Raw genomic sequence first — 13,858 nt, 5'->3', positions numbered from 1 at the left:
AAATTTTTGTTTTTACGTATAATTTTATAAATGGCAAAATTATCAAAATAATTAAAATAATAATATAAGTCATTTATTTATTATTATCCTATTTTAAAAATACCGTTTTTATTTCTAATAGACCTATTCAATTTATATTAATTTATTTTCAATAGCATATATAGCAGCTTGTGTCCGATCTGAAACTTGCAATTTATTAAATATATGACTGACATGTGTCTTAACTGTTTTCTCAGATACAAATAAACTTTTTGCAATGTCTTTATTTGTCTTACCTTTCACCATTTCTTTTAATACTTCCATCTCTCTTTTAGATAATTTATTATTAAAGTGTGGTTTTTCATGCATTGCATCAATTACATTTTTAGCTTTTGGATGTATTATTTTCTCATTATTTAATACTTTAGTAATAGTAGCAATCAGCTTTTGTGGTTCAACATCTTTAATTTCATAACCATCAGCACCTTCATTAATGGCAGACATAACATATTCATCATCCACATAACTTGTAAGCACTAACACTTTTATGTAAGGGTAATATGTTTTTATATAATGCGTCACTTCGATACCATTCATATTAGGCATAACTAAATCTAATAATACTAAATCAGGAATATTATTCTCATTTAAATATTTAATAAATGCTTCACCATCTGAAAAACTTGCTTGTATATCTAAACCCTCAACTGTTGAAATTAGAAATTCTAGTCCTTGTCTAACGATGTGATGATCATCGATTAAAACGATACTTGCCAAATTTATCACCTACTTTAAATTGGAATATTAAGATAAATAGTTGTCCCCATTAGTTTATCTGATTGTATGTTAAATTCTCCATCTAAACTATGAATACGTTGTTTTATATTTTTTAGACCATGCGTCGTTTGATTTAAGTCATCACGCACATTAAATCCTTTTCCATCATCATAAATTTTAATATATAATTGATTTTCATTTTGTTGAATGTTAATAGATACATGATTCGTTTGTGCATGTTTCTTCGTATTATTTAGAGCTTCTTGAATCATTCGATACACATTTTCTTCAACTAAATTGGATAATTTAATCAATCCTCTTACTTCGATGTTTAATTTTAAATCTAACATATTCGCATAATGTTCAATCGCATTCACTAATCCATGTTCTAAACCAATTGGCTTAAGTTGCCAAATTAACGCACGCATTTCATTTACTGCGTTTTGACTTGTATCTTCAATCAACTTAAATGCTTTTTTAGCTGTTCTATCCTCTGTGATATCATGTGCAGCATGAGCTGTTAGTTTTAATGAAAAAAGCATTTGGTTAACTGAATCATGTAAATCACGTGCTAGTCGATTTCGTTCACTTGTGCGTGCTGCTTCTTTTTCTTGGTCTGTTAAGTATATACGTTTAATTGCAGAACCGATTTGTAAAGCTACTGATTCTAATAACTCTAAATCATCTTGACTATATACTACAGTATGAGGTGTCGCGACATTTAATAATCCATACTGTTCATCTCCTGATCTAAGTGGTACTGTCGCATGATGCGTAATAAGATAATCATCTTTTTGACTTTCTTGGTTAGCTAAATTGATTCTTGAACAATTTATAATATTAGATGCTTTTGTTAAATTTTTATGATGATAAGCATTGACACACCAACACGTACCATTGTTTAAATACTTACAATTATTATTTTTTAATGAATGAGGTAAGTCAGTGCTAGCTACAAGTTCTTGTTCACCTTTTTTATTGATAAAAAAAATCCAACCTGTTGTAAAATTACTGCCATTGATTAAATAATCCAATGCTTTATTCATCATATTATATAATTCAGTTTCTTCATTTAGATATTCAGCAATTTCTTTTAATAATGCTAAACGTGTCGGTTTCTCCATATTTTCGCCCCATTTTGTTATTTTGCATTTATTATTATATCGTTCATTTTTTAAATTTAAAAATAGACTAATGAAAACATTTATAATTATCATTGTAAATTATGATATGATTAAACAGAATATAATAGGAGGATATTATGAAATTCAATGTACCTGAAACTTTCAATAATGATACGTTACGTGAAATTTTTCAAAAGTTAAAACTACCAAAAAAAGATTTACACCAATTAAATATGTCTAAAGATATCACGATTAATCAACAATCTAGTAAATTGACAGATAAAGTTGTCACAAATGATGTTGTTTATATTCCTACCCCTAAAGAAAAAAGTAATTATTTACCAAGTTATCGTTACGCACAGATTGCATATGAAGATAACGATTTAGCGATTGTGGTAAAACCTAAAGGAGTTAAAACTCATCCAAATGATTTAAAAGAAAGCAATACACTAATGAACCATGTTATCTATACCATGGATAGCGACTACGTTGAACCGATTCATCGTCTAGACCAAGAAACTGTGGGGTTATTAATTGTTGCTAAAAATCCTTTAATGAAAAAAATACTAGATAGAATGCTTGAAGAGAATCAAATTACACGTATTTATCGTGCAAATGTAAAAGCATTACTACCTCTAAAACCACAAACAATTGATATGCCAATCGGTAAAGATAAATTTCATCCCAATAAGCGTCGTATTTCTAATACCGGGCAACGAGCTATCACTCATATCTTAACATCAAAAATGATTAAAGAAGGCATTTGTCAATTGGAAATAAAATTAGACACAGGACGTACTCATCAAATACGTGTACATTTAGCAGAAATTGGTCATCCTGTCATAGGTGATCCATTATATGGAGATGCTACCTTACGTCAATTAGAATTGAATAGTTATAAGATAGAATTCACTCATCCACTTACTCAAGAATTGATTTCTGTAAGTTTAGATGATGAATAAATTTTAAAAATGCTCCTTTTAGATAACGCAGATCAAAGCATTATCTTTAAAAGGAGCATTTCAATTGGTAATGTTATTTTAATGAGGATTGACCATATCTTCTGGTTTAATCCATTCCTCGAATTGTTCTTCTGTAACATAGCCAGAATTAATTGCTGATTCTTTAAGTGTTAAACCTTCCTTATGAGCTTTTTTAGCTATTTGAGCCGCTTTTTCATATCCAATATGAGGATTTAGTGCAGTTACAAGCATTAATGATTGATTTAAATAATGATTGATATTTTCTTCAATTGGTTCAATACCTATAGCACAATTTTCATTAAATGTTTCCATTCCATCAGCTAATAAGTAAATAGATTGCAATGTATTATGAAGAATCACAGGTTTAAATACATTAAGTTCAAAATTACCTTGAGAACTCGCTATACCTACTGTCGTATCATTTCCTATCACTTGTACTGCAACCATTGTTAGCATTTCACATTGTGTTGGATTAACTTTGCCTGGCATAATTGATGAACCTGGTTCATTTTCTGGAATCGAAATTTCTGCAAGTCCGGCTCTAGGTCCTGAAGCAAGCCATCTTATATCATTTGCTATTTTCATTAAGTCTGCTGCCAATGCTTTTAGTGTTCCATGAAGTTGCACCACTTCATCATGTGAAGTTAAAGCATGAAATTTATTTTCAGATGAAACAAATGCATAGCCAGTATGTTCTGAGATATATTTAGCTACTTTATCTCCAAATTCTAGATGTGCATTAATTCCTGTTCCAACTGCTGTTCCACCAATAGCTAAATTTAAAATATGTTGTTTAGATTCACCTAATAATTGTTCACATTTATCTAGCATATAACGCCATCCACTAATTTCTTGTCCTAATCGAATTGGAGTAGCATCTTGTAAGTGAGTTCTACCAATTTTAATAATTGATTGATATTGGTTTTCTTTTTCTTTAAACGTGTCTCGTAAATGTTTTAAAGCAGGTTCTAATTTCGTTTCAATTTCATGGTATAAAGCAACATGCATCGCTGTTGGGAAAGTATCATTCGAACTTTGAGATTTATTAACATCATCATTGGGATGAATTGATTCATCGCTATTATGTTCTTTTAAGTACTCATTAGCCACATAACTTACGACTTCGTTTACATTCATATTACTTTGAGTACCGCTTCCAGTTTGCCATACAACTAAAGGAAAATGACCATCAAGTTCTCCTTTTAAAATTAAGTCACAAGCATAAATGATAGCATCTTTCTTAGTATCACTTAATTTTCCTAATTCATGATTAGCAAGCGCAGCACCTCTTTTTAACTGAGCAAAACCATAAATCACTTCAATAGGTATATGTTCTTTACCTACTGGAAAGTTACGCTTACTTCTTTCAGTTTGTGCGCCCCAATATTTATCAGATGGTACTTCAATTTCACCAAACGTATCATGTTCAATTCTTACAGACATTCAATAATCCCCCTTATTTATGATTTAGTAATAGTATATCATTAACAAAATTAATGTAGCAATTCGAATATAAAGCGGTTTCATTTATAAAAATAAAACACATGAAATTGTATTACTTCACGTGTTTAAGAATTAAATCTTATTTATATTTATATTTTACTGCTTTTACAACTGAAATAGCACTTATTATATACAAAATAGCGCTTATGACCAGCGTAACAGGACTTATCTTTACTAATATACCTAAAACCCCACCTAAACTTCGATAAAAATCATTAAGTGTATATGCCAAGATTCCGGTTACAATTAATATACATATCACACTAATCATAATTCCTTTTTGATTACTCTTAATGAATGGATGAGCAGTTGCATTATCGATTAAATCTTTTGATAAATTCAATTGTAATTGAATCACTTTAAATAACACTGGTAGATAGAGTGCTCCTAGAGCAATGGGAAAACCTTTAATAGAAATTAAGCTAACAATGATTGTAATAATTGTTAAAGGTAGCCAATACTTATGTAACATATTTTTATCTCCTTCATTTTCATTAAAATATATTGTATCATAAGTTGTATTACATAAAAAAAGCATTTTAATTAATCTACCGAAGCAATTAATTAAAATGCTAAAATATATTAATTTAAATCTGAACGCGCTTCTGAATCATGTGTTTGATTATATTTATCTTCATCATTTTCTTCAGAAATCTGTTCCATTTCTTTTCCTAATGCTTCTAAATCATTCATATTTTGAACCATTGCATTTTCGTCTTCATGATAATTACGTTTACTATCTTTACTCATAAAAATAACCTCACAATAAAATTAAATATTATGCAAATCTCGCTGTGAAGTATTCTTTAACATCTTCTGGTAATCCATCAGCAGCAGCTCTGTCTAAAACAACTGTTACCATACGATGTACTTTTAAATCAGCTGGTAAAAAGTTTGATTTACCATTTTCTTCATATAATCGTTTGATAACTTCACTTTTTTTAGCACCAGTTACAACTAAGATAATTTCACGTGCTTTCATCAAACCTTGACGAATATTAACATCTAAATGTCCAGTGTTATCGATTGAAACAACTTGTAAAGTCAGTTTCCCTTTATTTTCCTTTGTTTTAATTCTATCATTGATTAATGATTCGGCATCATCATCAAGACTAATAGAATATACTTGCTCAGAAGGTACACCTAAAGCTTCATAGAACGAATGATTATCATCATAATCAAGAATATTAATTTGACTAAAATCTACAGCGTTACGATCAACTGACTTTTTTAGTTCATCTAATACAGGTGCAGAATCCTTGTTTAAATGGAATCCAGCAATGGTAGTTGGGTTATTGTTAAATTGTTTTCTAATAATATCTCCAGCATAATCTGCTGCATGTTGTTTATCTTCAAATACTTTAAAATTCATTGCCATAATAATTACACTCCTCTAAATGTAAAGTTCAACTAAAATAATTCATTTATTTACTAAGTTACCCTATTTAAGGGGGCATCAAACTATTTTAAAATTTTTATAATAATTCATTAATAAATATAACATTTTTTATTCTATTATAGTAATTAATTTTAAATTCTACTTTAATCCTGGGAAATTTTGTTGTCGCAATGCTTCATAAATCAATAAAGCAGCAGTATTAGATAAATTTAAAGAGCGAATATGATCACTCATAGGAATTCTTAAAGCAGTATCTGCATACTTCTCTTTCACCCAATCTGGTAAACCTGTCGTTTCTCTACCAAAAATAAAATAATTTTCTATTTCAGTATTTGAAAAATCAAAATCACTATAAGTTTGTTTACCAAATTTAGTAAGTAAATAATATTTACCATTTGTCACTTCGAAAAATGATTCAATATTTTCATGATAAGTGATATTAACATGTTCCCAATAATCTAATCCAGCTCGTTTTAGCATCTTGTCATCTGTACTAAAGCCTAATGGTTTAATTAAATGCAAGTGTGTATTAGTACCTGCGCATGTACGTGCGATATTTCCAGTGTTTGCAGGTATTTCTGGTTGGAATAACACAATATGATTCGTCATTTTATTTCCTCATTTCTAGTCCTTTTCTCATTTCAACTTGAACTTCTTCAATCTCATTATCATAGTGCTCATAAATAAAAGTTCTTGCATCATTGCCAAGTATTTGACCAATAGCCCAATATGCTGTTCCTCTTATCATGGGTCTTGGATCATTCAATGCTACTTCCTTTAATTCAGGAATAGCCGCTTCTTCACCAAAATGTGCAAGTGCAATAATTGCATTCCGCTGTATAGGTTTTTTACCTCTCCATGCTCCTGCCAAATGACCATAAGTATTTTTAAATTCTTTATTACTCATTTGTAACAATGGAACTAAACGTGGCTTTAATATTTCAGGTTCTAAAATAATATCTTCGTGGGTTGTATTAATACCTCTATTTTTCGGACAAACTTGTTGACAAGTATCACAACCATAAAGACGATTACCGATTTTATATCGATACTCATCTTTTAAATATCCTTTAGTTTGAGTTAAAAAGCTGATACATTTTTGAGAATTCAGTTGACCATTCCCTACTAAAGCGCCTGTTGGACATCTATCTACACAAATTGTACAATCTCCACAACTGTCTAATATAGGATCATCTGGTTCAAAAGGAATACTAACTAACATTTCTCCTAAATATGTCCAAGTTCCTAGTTTTGGATTAATAACAAATCCATTTCTACCAACGAATCCTAATCCTGCTCTTTCAGCTACAGCGCGATCTGAAAGTACCCCAGTGTCAACCATGCTTTTTATTTCGACATCAGGGACCTTGGATTGAATAAATTCACTTAATTTATCTAATCTTTTTTTCATAATTGAATGATAATCTTGACCCCAAGAGGCTCTCGCAAACATTCCTCTTCTATCGCCTTTTACACTTTTTGGCGCTCCCTTTAGCTTATTTGGATAACCAACAGCAATAGCTATGATAGAACGTGCTGTGGGTAAAGATAATTTAGGTTCTGTTCGCAGCGCAATATCTGATTCTTCAAAACCTGATGCATAACCTTTTTCATGATAATCTACTAACTTTTGTTTCAGTTCATCGAAAGGATCAGCGGTAGTAAAACCAATACTATCTATACCAATGGAATACGCATAGTCAATGATTTCCTGTTTAAGTTGATGGTTCATCAACACTCTTGCCTCCTATAAAAAAGTCCATAGAATATTTTAACATAATCTTAATTTTTTATGATATTAAATATTTTTATAAATAAAAAAGAATCTGAGATACACTTTGAAGTGTCTCAGATTCTTTAACTTTGAGAATTTCATAAAGAAAGTCTATGTTTATAATTCAGAATACATTCTATCTTCTTTTCTTAATTAACATTTATTACTTTTTAGATATAAAACCTTATAAATATTTTATTAGTCTTCACATACAACATGCTATAATACTTTCGCCAAAAAGTTTTTAGTTCTTTCATGTTTGGGATGATTAAATAATTGATCAGGTGTTTCACTTTCAACGACATATCCATCTGCCATAAATATTACTTTATCACCAACATCTTTAGCAAAACCCATTTCATGAGTTACAACCACCATTGTCATACCCTCTTTAGCTAAATCTTTCATAACTTTAAGTACTTCATAAACAACTTCAGGATCAAGTGCTGATGTTGGCTCATCAAATAATATGACATCTGGATGCATAGCTAAAGCTCTTGCTATTGCTACCCTTTGTTTTTGTCCACCAGAGAGTTGAGAAGGATATGCATTAGCTTTCTCTTCAAGCCCTACTTTTTTTAGAAGTGCTTTACCTTCAATTTCTAGCTTTTTTAAATCAACTTTTTTTAACAACTTAGGTGCTAAAATGACATTTTCTATTACTGTTTTGTGAGGAAATAAATTGAAATTTTGAAATACCATTCCCATTTTTTGACGTAATTCATTTAAATTTATATTTTTATGTGTTAATTCTTTTCCTTCAAAAATCACTTTCCCATTTGATGGTGTTTCTAATAAATTCATACATCTTAATAATGTACTTTTACCACTTCCTGATGGTCCTATTATTGCTACAACTTCCCCTTTATTAACCTCTAAATTAATATCTTTGAGTACTACATTTTTATTAAATGACTTATTTAAATTTTGAACTTTAATCACTGGCTTTCATTCTCCCTTCGATTAAACTCATACCTCTAGACAATGTAAATGTTAAAATAAAGTACATTATCGCAGCGATAATTAACGGTGTAAAAGGATCAAATGAAATACCTTGTACAACCTGAGCGTTAAACATAATTTCTCCTACTCCAATAGTAGAAACAATAGATGATTCTTTAATTAGTGTTACAAATTCATTACCTAGTGCTGGTAAAATATTTTTAATTGCTTGGGGTAAAATGATATATCTCATTGTTTTAGAATAATTTAATCCTAAACATTGAGCTGCCTCTGTTTGCCCTTTATCAACAGCATTAATTCCAGCTCTAAATATTTCTGCAATATAAGCAGAAGAATTAATAACTAGTGCGATAGTACCACATACTAATGCTGAAACATCTAAACCTAGAACAGCTGTAGTTCCAAAGAAAACTAAAAATACTTGAACTAACATCGGTGTTCCTCTTAAAAATTCTATGTAAATAGAGGCAATCCATGACAGCAATTTAAACTTACTCAATTTAGCTAAAGCAATTAAAGCTCCTAATACTGCTCCTAATACTACACCAATCATTGATATTAAAATTGTATTTTTAAGTCCTTTGATGAAAAATGCACCATACTTATCAAAAAAGCTACTATCGTCTTGCATATCTTTAGAAGCTTTGTCCATGTATTTGCTAATTAAATGTTGGTCATTGACTTCCTTAATAGATTTATTGACATTTGCTAAAAGAATAGGTGAATTTTTTGGCACAGCTATGACATTATCTTTCTTTTCTTCATTAAAATTCACATTGGCTATCATTAAGCTGTTATTTTGTTTTACATATGCTTCAGCAACGGGTTTTTCTATTACTAACCCTTCTACCTTATTACTTTTAACTGCAAGAATAGCATCTGGTAGACGATTTAATGAACTAATGTCTGCATTCTCTATTTCTTGTTGAGCAATTTTTTCTTGTTCAGTCCCTTTTTGTGTCGCAACTTTTTTATTAGAAAAGTCTTTTAATGTATGAAATTTATTTTTATCGCTTTTTCTAATAAGCATTACATTGCCCGTTTTAGTATAAGAATCCGAGAAATCAACTTCTTTCTTTCTTTCTGGTGTTGAAGTCATACCAGAAATAATAACATCAATTTTTCCCGTTTTTAATGCACCGAGTAAACTATCAAATTGCATATTCACAATTTTTAATTTTAAGTGATTATCTTTAGCAATTTTTTTAGCTAAATCAATATCTATACCTACGTATTCACTCTTACCTTTTACAGTCTTTTCAAATTCAAATGGTGCATAATCAGCTGATAATCCTACCCTTAATTCTCCACTTTCCTTAATTTTTTCCCATTTTGCATCTTGATCAGCATGAGCCATAGGTTCTATATTTATAAAGGTCAAACTAATTAAGATTGCTATGATAATTGTTTTAAACATATATTTCATATAGCAACCTCCTATAACTTTTTAATTATTATACATAATAAAGAATTAATATGCAATAAAAATTTTAAACAAAAAAAGCATCTATAGTAATATAGATGCTTAAATACCATTAAAATAATATTATTGATGTGTAATTTCAAATCTATAAATATTATCATTATAAGATGGTATAAACTTTTTGCATAATTCATGAATAATAAAAGCACTAATGAATGGAACAATAAAATAACCTAATGCTAATAGAATAATATTAAATGTCGAATCACCCGGCATTCTATTAAACGCATTAATTGGACCAACTAATCCTGTATAACCAAATCCAGCTGATAATGGTGTTCCTTTTATACCAATGAAGTATGTTAACAAACCTGAAATAATACCATTAATGGTTAATGGTATTGCAATGATTAAATGTTTTAAATAAACAGGAATCATCATCTTCGCAGCGCCAATAAATAAAACTAAATTGACACCAACTGAATTAACACGTAAAGAACCAAAGAAAAAAGTAACGCATGCAGCAACAATTCCCATGTTTGCTGCACCACTACCTAACCCATTTAAACTAATAGCTGTAGCAATAGCAACTAGAGAAATTGGCGTAACCATTAATAGTGAAAACGTCACACTTATCAAGATAGACATAATTAGAGGATTAAATTCAGTAAATGAATTAATCATATGTCCTAAACTTTTTGTAATAATTTGTATATATGGCAAAGTCGTTAATCCAACTAATCCGCTGACTACTGGAATAAATACAGGTAAAATAATCATTTCTAAAGAACCAAATTTTCCTTGTAATAATAAAAATAAAGCACATGCGATAATAATAACTAAAATCACGTTTATAATATCGCCAATTCCTTTTAATGCAATACCATTTGCATTCATTTGTATAGCTCCAGAGCCTAACATTGCTGATACACCTATCATACTAGCACCCGCACCACTAAATTTGAATTGATGTGCTGCCAGTATTCCAATAATAAATGCCATAAACGATTGAATAATTGTCACTAATTGAAAAACAAGCTCTAATATTGGATGGTGATCTTTAAATAATTTTAGTAGTTCTCCTAAAAGTGCATTGGGAAGTAATGCAATAACTACTCCTGCACCAACTGCATTAAGAATATTACTAAAAAAATATTTTAAGTTTATTCTAGTTCTACTCATAATAGCCTCCATTTTTAAATATTAGCTATATAATATTATATTATACCGTTTTATACAATATAAAATAAGTAGTTAAAAAATGATCAAATAAAAAAGGATTAAGTAGAGTGTTCTACTTAATCCTTTTAACTCCATTAAATACCGGCGGTCGGGGTCGAACCGACACTCCAATAAAGGAACGGGATTTTGAGTCCCGCGCGTCTGCCAATTCCGCCACGCCGGCTTAATATAGATAAATAAAAAACTTCCCTATGGAAGCAATTATGGAGCGGAAGATAGGACTTGCACCTATATCTTGTTCCGGGAAGGAACATATTCTAAAGATTGAACTACTCCCGCATTGTATCAAATTATGGAGCGGAAGATAGGACTTACACCTATATCTTGTTCCGGGAAGGAACATATTCTAAAAATTGAACTACTCCCGCATTATATTAAATTATGGAGCGGAAGATAGGACTTACACCTATATCTCATTCCGGGAAGGAATGTGTTCTAAAATTGAACTACTCCCGCATAGCACATGGAGGCGGCAACCGGATTTGAACCGGTGATAAAGGTTTTGCAGACCTCTGCCTTACCACTTGGCTATGCCGCCAATAAAAAACTGGGCTAGCTGGATTCGAACCAGCGCGTGACGGAGTCAAAGTCCGTTGCCTTACCGCTTGGCTATAGCCCATTAATAATAAAGGGCGGTTGATGGGAATCGAACCCACGAGTGTCGGAACCACAATCCGATGCGTTAACCACTTCGCCACAACCGCCATGGCAGGGACAGTAGGAATCGAACCCACATCAAAGGTTTTGGAGACCTCTATTCTACCGTTGAACTATGTCCCTATTTATAATGGTGGAGGGGGGCAGATTCGAACTGCCGAACCCGAAGGAGCGGATTTACAGTCCGCCGCGTTTAGCCACTTCGCTACCCCTCCATTAAGATGGTGCCGGCCAGAGGACTTGAACCCCCAACCTACTGATTACAAGTCAGTTGCTCTACCAATTGAGCTAGGCCGGCAAGAAATGGTTCAGGACAGAATCGAACTGCCGACACATGGAGCTTCAATCCATTGCTCTACCAACTGAGCTACTGAACCATATATATTAAAATGATTAAATGGCGGTCTCGACGGGAATCGAACCCGCGATCTCCTGCGTGACAGGCAGGCGTGTTAACCGCTACACTACGAGACCAAAACAAATTGCGGGAGGCGGATTTGAACCACCGACCTTCGGGTTATGAGCCCGACGAGCTACCGAACTGCTCCATCCCGCGATAATAAAAATGGCGGAGGAAGAGGGATTCGAACCCCCGCGGCCCGTTAAGGCCCTGTCGGTTTTCAAGACCGATCCCTTCAGCCGGACTTGGGTATTCCTCCACATTTTATAGGTAAATTGCTATTAAATTATTAGATGGCGGTCTCGACGGGAATCGAACCCGCGATCTCCTGCGTGACAGGCAGGCGTGTTAACCGCTACACTACGAGACCAAATACGGAGGAAGAGGGATTCGAACCCCCGCGAGCCGTTAAGCTCCTGTCGGTTTTCAAGACCGATCCCTTCAGCCGGACTTGGGTATTCCTCCAAAATTATATGGACCTTGCAGGACTCGAACCTGCGACCGAACGGTTATGAGCCGTTAGCTCTAACCAACTGAGCTAAAGGTCCAAATTTTAATTCTACAACTAATAATTAGTGGCGGTGGAGGGGATCGAACCCCCGACCTCACGGGTATGAACCGTACGCTCTAGCCAGCTGAGCTACACCGCCGTTATATAGTTTGTAAATGATTTAAATGGTGGAGACTAGCGGGATCGAACCGCTGACCTCCTGCGTGCAAAGCAGGCGCTCTCCCAGCTGAGCTAAGCCCCCATAATAAATTTTAAAATTTCCTATCGGGAAGACAGGATTCGAACCTGCGACCCCTTGGTCCCAAACCAAGTGCTCTACCAAGCTGAGCTACTTCCCGTAAGAGAACGCGCCCGATAGGAGTCGAACCCATAACCTTTTGATCCGTAGTCAAACGCTCTATCCAATTGAGCTACGGGCGCAAAATAATAATAATGCCGAGGACCGGAATCGAACCGGTACGGTGATCTCTCACCGCAGGATTTTAAGTCCTGTGCGTCTGCCAGTTCCGCCACCCCGGCAAAATAATGGAGCGGAAGACGGGATTCGAACCCGCGACCCCCACCTTGGCAAGGTGGTGTTCTACCACTGAACTACTTCCGCATATGCGGGTGAAGGGAGTCGAACCCCCACGCCGTAAGGCGCTAGATCCTAAGTCTAGTGCGTCTGCCAATTCCGCCACACCCGCGTATACATGTGAGCCATAGAGGATTCGAACCTCTGACCCTCTGATTAAAAGTCAGATGCTCTACCAACTGAGCTAATGGCTCTTAGATGGTGCCGGCCAGAGGACTTGAACCCCCAACCTACTGATTACAAGTCAGTTGCTCTACCAATTGAGCTAGGCCGGCTATTAAATTGAATGGTGGAGAATGACGGGATCGAACCGCCGACCCTCTGCTTGTAAGGCAGATGCTCTCCCAGCTGAGCTAATTCTCCAATATGTATGCCTGGCAACGTCCTACTCTAGCGGAACGTCAGTCCAACTACCATCGGCGCTAAGGAGCTTAACTTCTGTGTTCGGCATGGGAACAGGTGTGACCTCCTTGCCATTGTCACCAGACGAGTGAATGATTATACATTCAAAACTAGATAGTAAGTAAAGATTTGCGTCGCAAAACTTGA

The 13,858-nt window shown here is 33.5% G+C and carries 12 protein-coding genes, 27 tRNA genes and 1 rRNA gene; 1 reads left to right on the top strand and 39 read right to left on the bottom strand.

Features of this window, described 5'->3' with window-relative positions; all coding sequences use genetic code 11:
* Nucleotides 1–132: 132 nt before the first annotated feature.
* Both BDW25_RS09615 and BDW25_RS09610 read right to left on the bottom strand, forming a co-directional pair.
* A complete protein-coding gene (locus BDW25_RS09615; RefSeq protein ID WP_002449659.1) occupies nt 133–756 on the bottom strand; it encodes a response regulator in 624 nt (207 codons plus the stop codon).
* Between the two features lie 14 nt (nt 757–770).
* A complete protein-coding gene (locus BDW25_RS09610) occupies nt 771–1,880 on the bottom strand; it encodes a GAF domain-containing sensor histidine kinase (RefSeq protein ID WP_002488425.1) in 1,110 nt (369 codons plus the stop codon).
* A gap of 137 nt (nt 1,881–2,017) precedes the next feature.
* Here BDW25_RS09610 and BDW25_RS09605 point away from each other — a divergent pair, with 137 nt between their 5' ends.
* Nucleotides 2,018–2,842 carry an RluA family pseudouridine synthase gene (locus BDW25_RS09605; protein WP_049334940.1) on the top strand — a complete coding sequence of 275 codons (825 nt, stop codon included), beginning with the start codon at nt 2,018–2,020 and terminating at the stop codon, nt 2,840–2,842.
* A 78-nt stretch (nt 2,843–2,920) separates the two neighbouring features.
* Here BDW25_RS09605 and fumC read toward each other — a convergent pair whose 3' ends face one another.
* The 37 genes from fumC to rrf form a co-directional block, all read right to left on the bottom strand.
* A complete protein-coding gene (gene fumC / locus BDW25_RS09600) occupies nt 2,921–4,306 on the bottom strand; it encodes a class II fumarate hydratase (protein ID WP_133945478.1) in 1,386 nt (461 codons plus the stop codon).
* Between the two features lie 139 nt (nt 4,307–4,445).
* Nucleotides 4,446–4,838, bottom strand: a complete 393-nt coding sequence (locus tag BDW25_RS09595; protein WP_133945476.1) for a hypothetical protein — start codon at nt 4,836–4,838, stop codon at nt 4,446–4,448.
* A gap of 110 nt (nt 4,839–4,948) precedes the next feature.
* The gene (locus BDW25_RS09590) at nt 4,949–5,122 is read right to left on the bottom strand and encodes an SAS053 family DNA gyrase inhibitor (protein WP_254388735.1); all 174 of its coding nucleotides are present in this window, start codon (nt 5,120–5,122) and stop codon (nt 4,949–4,951) included.
* Between the two features lie 22 nt (nt 5,123–5,144).
* On the bottom strand, nt 5,145–5,744 hold the full coding sequence (locus BDW25_RS09585; protein WP_002455147.1) for a 6-phosphogluconolactonase: 600 nt from the start codon (nt 5,742–5,744) through the stop codon (nt 5,145–5,147).
* Between the two features lie 159 nt (nt 5,745–5,903).
* Nucleotides 5,904–6,374, bottom strand: a complete 471-nt coding sequence (gene trmL / locus BDW25_RS09580; protein WP_002449676.1) for a tRNA (uridine(34)/cytosine(34)/5-carboxymethylaminomethyluridine(34)-2'-O)-methyltransferase TrmL — start codon at nt 6,372–6,374, stop codon at nt 5,904–5,906.
* 1 nt (nt 6,375) lies between these two features.
* Nucleotides 6,376–7,497 carry a tRNA epoxyqueuosine(34) reductase QueG gene (gene queG, locus BDW25_RS09575; protein ID WP_049334938.1) on the bottom strand — a complete coding sequence of 374 codons (1,122 nt, stop codon included), beginning with the start codon at nt 7,495–7,497 and terminating at the stop codon, nt 6,376–6,378.
* Nucleotides 7,498–7,758: 261 nt separating this feature from the next.
* Nucleotides 7,759–8,481 (bottom strand): amino acid ABC transporter ATP-binding protein, encoded by a 723-nt coding sequence (locus BDW25_RS09570; protein ID WP_065581340.1) that lies wholly within the window; start codon nt 8,479–8,481, stop codon nt 7,759–7,761.
* The gene (locus BDW25_RS09565) at nt 8,474–9,928 is read right to left on the bottom strand and encodes an ABC transporter substrate-binding protein/permease (RefSeq protein WP_133945474.1); all 1,455 of its coding nucleotides are present in this window, start codon (nt 9,926–9,928) and stop codon (nt 8,474–8,476) included. The genes BDW25_RS09570 and BDW25_RS09565 overlap by 8 nt, the downstream gene beginning before the upstream one ends.
* 120 nt (nt 9,929–10,048) lie before the next feature.
* A complete protein-coding gene (locus BDW25_RS09560; RefSeq protein ID WP_050215204.1) occupies nt 10,049–11,107 on the bottom strand; it encodes a PTS sugar transporter subunit IIC in 1,059 nt (352 codons plus the stop codon).
* A 139-nt stretch (nt 11,108–11,246) separates the two neighbouring features.
* Nucleotides 11,247–11,330 (bottom strand) — tRNA-Leu (locus BDW25_RS09555).
* Nucleotides 11,331–11,371: 41 nt separating this feature from the next.
* Nucleotides 11,372–11,446: transfer RNA gene (locus BDW25_RS10925), tRNA-Gly, on the bottom strand.
* A 14-nt stretch (nt 11,447–11,460) separates the two neighbouring features.
* Nucleotides 11,461–11,535, bottom strand: a tRNA-Gly gene (locus BDW25_RS10920).
* A 14-nt stretch (nt 11,536–11,549) separates the two neighbouring features.
* Nucleotides 11,550–11,623, bottom strand: a tRNA-Gly gene (locus tag BDW25_RS09550).
* 8 nt (nt 11,624–11,631) lie between these two features.
* Nucleotides 11,632–11,705 (bottom strand) — tRNA-Cys (locus tag BDW25_RS09545).
* Nucleotides 11,706–11,714: 9 nt separating this feature from the next.
* Nucleotides 11,715–11,786, bottom strand: a tRNA-Gln gene (locus tag BDW25_RS09540).
* Between the two features lie 12 nt (nt 11,787–11,798).
* Nucleotides 11,799–11,871 (bottom strand) — tRNA-His (locus BDW25_RS09535).
* A gap of 2 nt (nt 11,872–11,873) precedes the next feature.
* Nucleotides 11,874–11,947 (bottom strand) — tRNA-Trp (locus tag BDW25_RS09530).
* 8 nt (nt 11,948–11,955) lie between these two features.
* Nucleotides 11,956–12,039: transfer RNA gene (locus tag BDW25_RS09525), tRNA-Tyr, on the bottom strand.
* Nucleotides 12,040–12,046: 7 nt separating this feature from the next.
* Nucleotides 12,047–12,122, bottom strand: a tRNA-Thr gene (locus BDW25_RS09520).
* A gap of 6 nt (nt 12,123–12,128) precedes the next feature.
* Nucleotides 12,129–12,201: transfer RNA gene (locus BDW25_RS09515), tRNA-Phe, on the bottom strand.
* 21 nt (nt 12,202–12,222) lie between these two features.
* A tRNA-Asp gene (locus BDW25_RS09510) sits at nt 12,223–12,298 on the bottom strand.
* Nucleotides 12,299–12,306: 8 nt separating this feature from the next.
* Nucleotides 12,307–12,380, bottom strand: a tRNA-Met gene (locus BDW25_RS09505).
* Between the two features lie 10 nt (nt 12,381–12,390).
* Nucleotides 12,391–12,483 (bottom strand) — tRNA-Ser (locus BDW25_RS09500).
* A 35-nt stretch (nt 12,484–12,518) separates the two neighbouring features.
* Nucleotides 12,519–12,594: transfer RNA gene (locus BDW25_RS09495), tRNA-Asp, on the bottom strand.
* 5 nt (nt 12,595–12,599) lie between these two features.
* A tRNA-Ser gene (locus BDW25_RS09490) sits at nt 12,600–12,689 on the bottom strand.
* Between the two features lie 9 nt (nt 12,690–12,698).
* A tRNA-Ile gene (locus tag BDW25_RS09485) sits at nt 12,699–12,772 on the bottom strand.
* Nucleotides 12,773–12,800: 28 nt separating this feature from the next.
* Nucleotides 12,801–12,874, bottom strand: a tRNA-Met gene (locus tag BDW25_RS09480).
* 26 nt (nt 12,875–12,900) lie between these two features.
* A tRNA-Ala gene (locus BDW25_RS09475) sits at nt 12,901–12,976 on the bottom strand.
* A gap of 23 nt (nt 12,977–12,999) precedes the next feature.
* Nucleotides 13,000–13,073 (bottom strand) — tRNA-Pro (locus BDW25_RS09470).
* A gap of 8 nt (nt 13,074–13,081) precedes the next feature.
* Nucleotides 13,082–13,155 (bottom strand) — tRNA-Arg (locus BDW25_RS09465).
* A gap of 13 nt (nt 13,156–13,168) precedes the next feature.
* A tRNA-Leu gene (locus BDW25_RS09460) sits at nt 13,169–13,254 on the bottom strand.
* Between the two features lie 7 nt (nt 13,255–13,261).
* Nucleotides 13,262–13,336: transfer RNA gene (locus BDW25_RS09455), tRNA-Gly, on the bottom strand.
* 3 nt (nt 13,337–13,339) lie between these two features.
* A tRNA-Leu gene (locus tag BDW25_RS09450) sits at nt 13,340–13,421 on the bottom strand.
* Between the two features lie 9 nt (nt 13,422–13,430).
* Nucleotides 13,431–13,503: transfer RNA gene (locus tag BDW25_RS09445), tRNA-Lys, on the bottom strand.
* Between the two features lie 5 nt (nt 13,504–13,508).
* Nucleotides 13,509–13,584: transfer RNA gene (locus BDW25_RS09440), tRNA-Thr, on the bottom strand.
* A 12-nt stretch (nt 13,585–13,596) separates the two neighbouring features.
* A tRNA-Val gene (locus tag BDW25_RS09435) sits at nt 13,597–13,672 on the bottom strand.
* 9 nt (nt 13,673–13,681) lie between these two features.
* Nucleotides 13,682–13,796: ribosomal RNA gene (gene rrf, locus BDW25_RS09430) — 5S ribosomal RNA — on the bottom strand.
* Between the last annotated feature and the right edge of the window lie 62 nt (nt 13,797–13,858).

Source organism: Staphylococcus sp. AtDRG32 (assembly GCF_004365845.1).
GTDB classification, from domain to species: domain Bacteria; phylum Bacillota; class Bacilli; order Staphylococcales; family Staphylococcaceae; genus Staphylococcus; species Staphylococcus hominis.
Note: the sequence above shows the minus strand (reverse complement) of the source record. Positions and strands in the feature narration are given on the sequence as shown.

Bases quoted from the DNA above. Each gene is read 5' to 3' on its own strand.
- BDW25_RS09605 (WP_049334940.1), top strand. From the start codon at position 2,018: ATGAAATTCAATGTACCTGAAACTTTCAATAATGATACGTTACGTGAA.
- BDW25_RS09560 (WP_050215204.1), bottom strand. From the start codon at position 11,107: ATGAGTAGAACTAGAATAAACTTAAAATATTTTTTTAGTAATATTCTT.
- queG (WP_049334938.1), bottom strand. From the start codon at position 7,497: ATGAACCATCAACTTAAACAGGAAATCATTGACTATGCGTATTCCATT.
- BDW25_RS09585 (WP_002455147.1), bottom strand. From the start codon at position 5,744: ATGGCAATGAATTTTAAAGTATTTGAAGATAAACAACATGCAGCAGAT.
- BDW25_RS09565 (WP_133945474.1), bottom strand. From the start codon at position 9,928: ATGAAATATATGTTTAAAACAATTATCATAGCAATCTTAATTAGTTTG.
- fumC (WP_133945478.1), bottom strand. From the start codon at position 4,306: ATGTCTGTAAGAATTGAACATGATACGTTTGGTGAAATTGAAGTACCA.
- BDW25_RS09610 (WP_002488425.1), bottom strand. From the start codon at position 1,880: ATGGAGAAACCGACACGTTTAGCATTATTAAAAGAAATTGCTGAATAT.
- trmL (WP_002449676.1), bottom strand. From the start codon at position 6,374: ATGACGAATCATATTGTGTTATTCCAACCAGAAATACCTGCAAACACT.
- BDW25_RS09595 (WP_133945476.1), bottom strand. From the start codon at position 4,838: ATGTTACATAAGTATTGGCTACCTTTAACAATTATTACAATCATTGTT.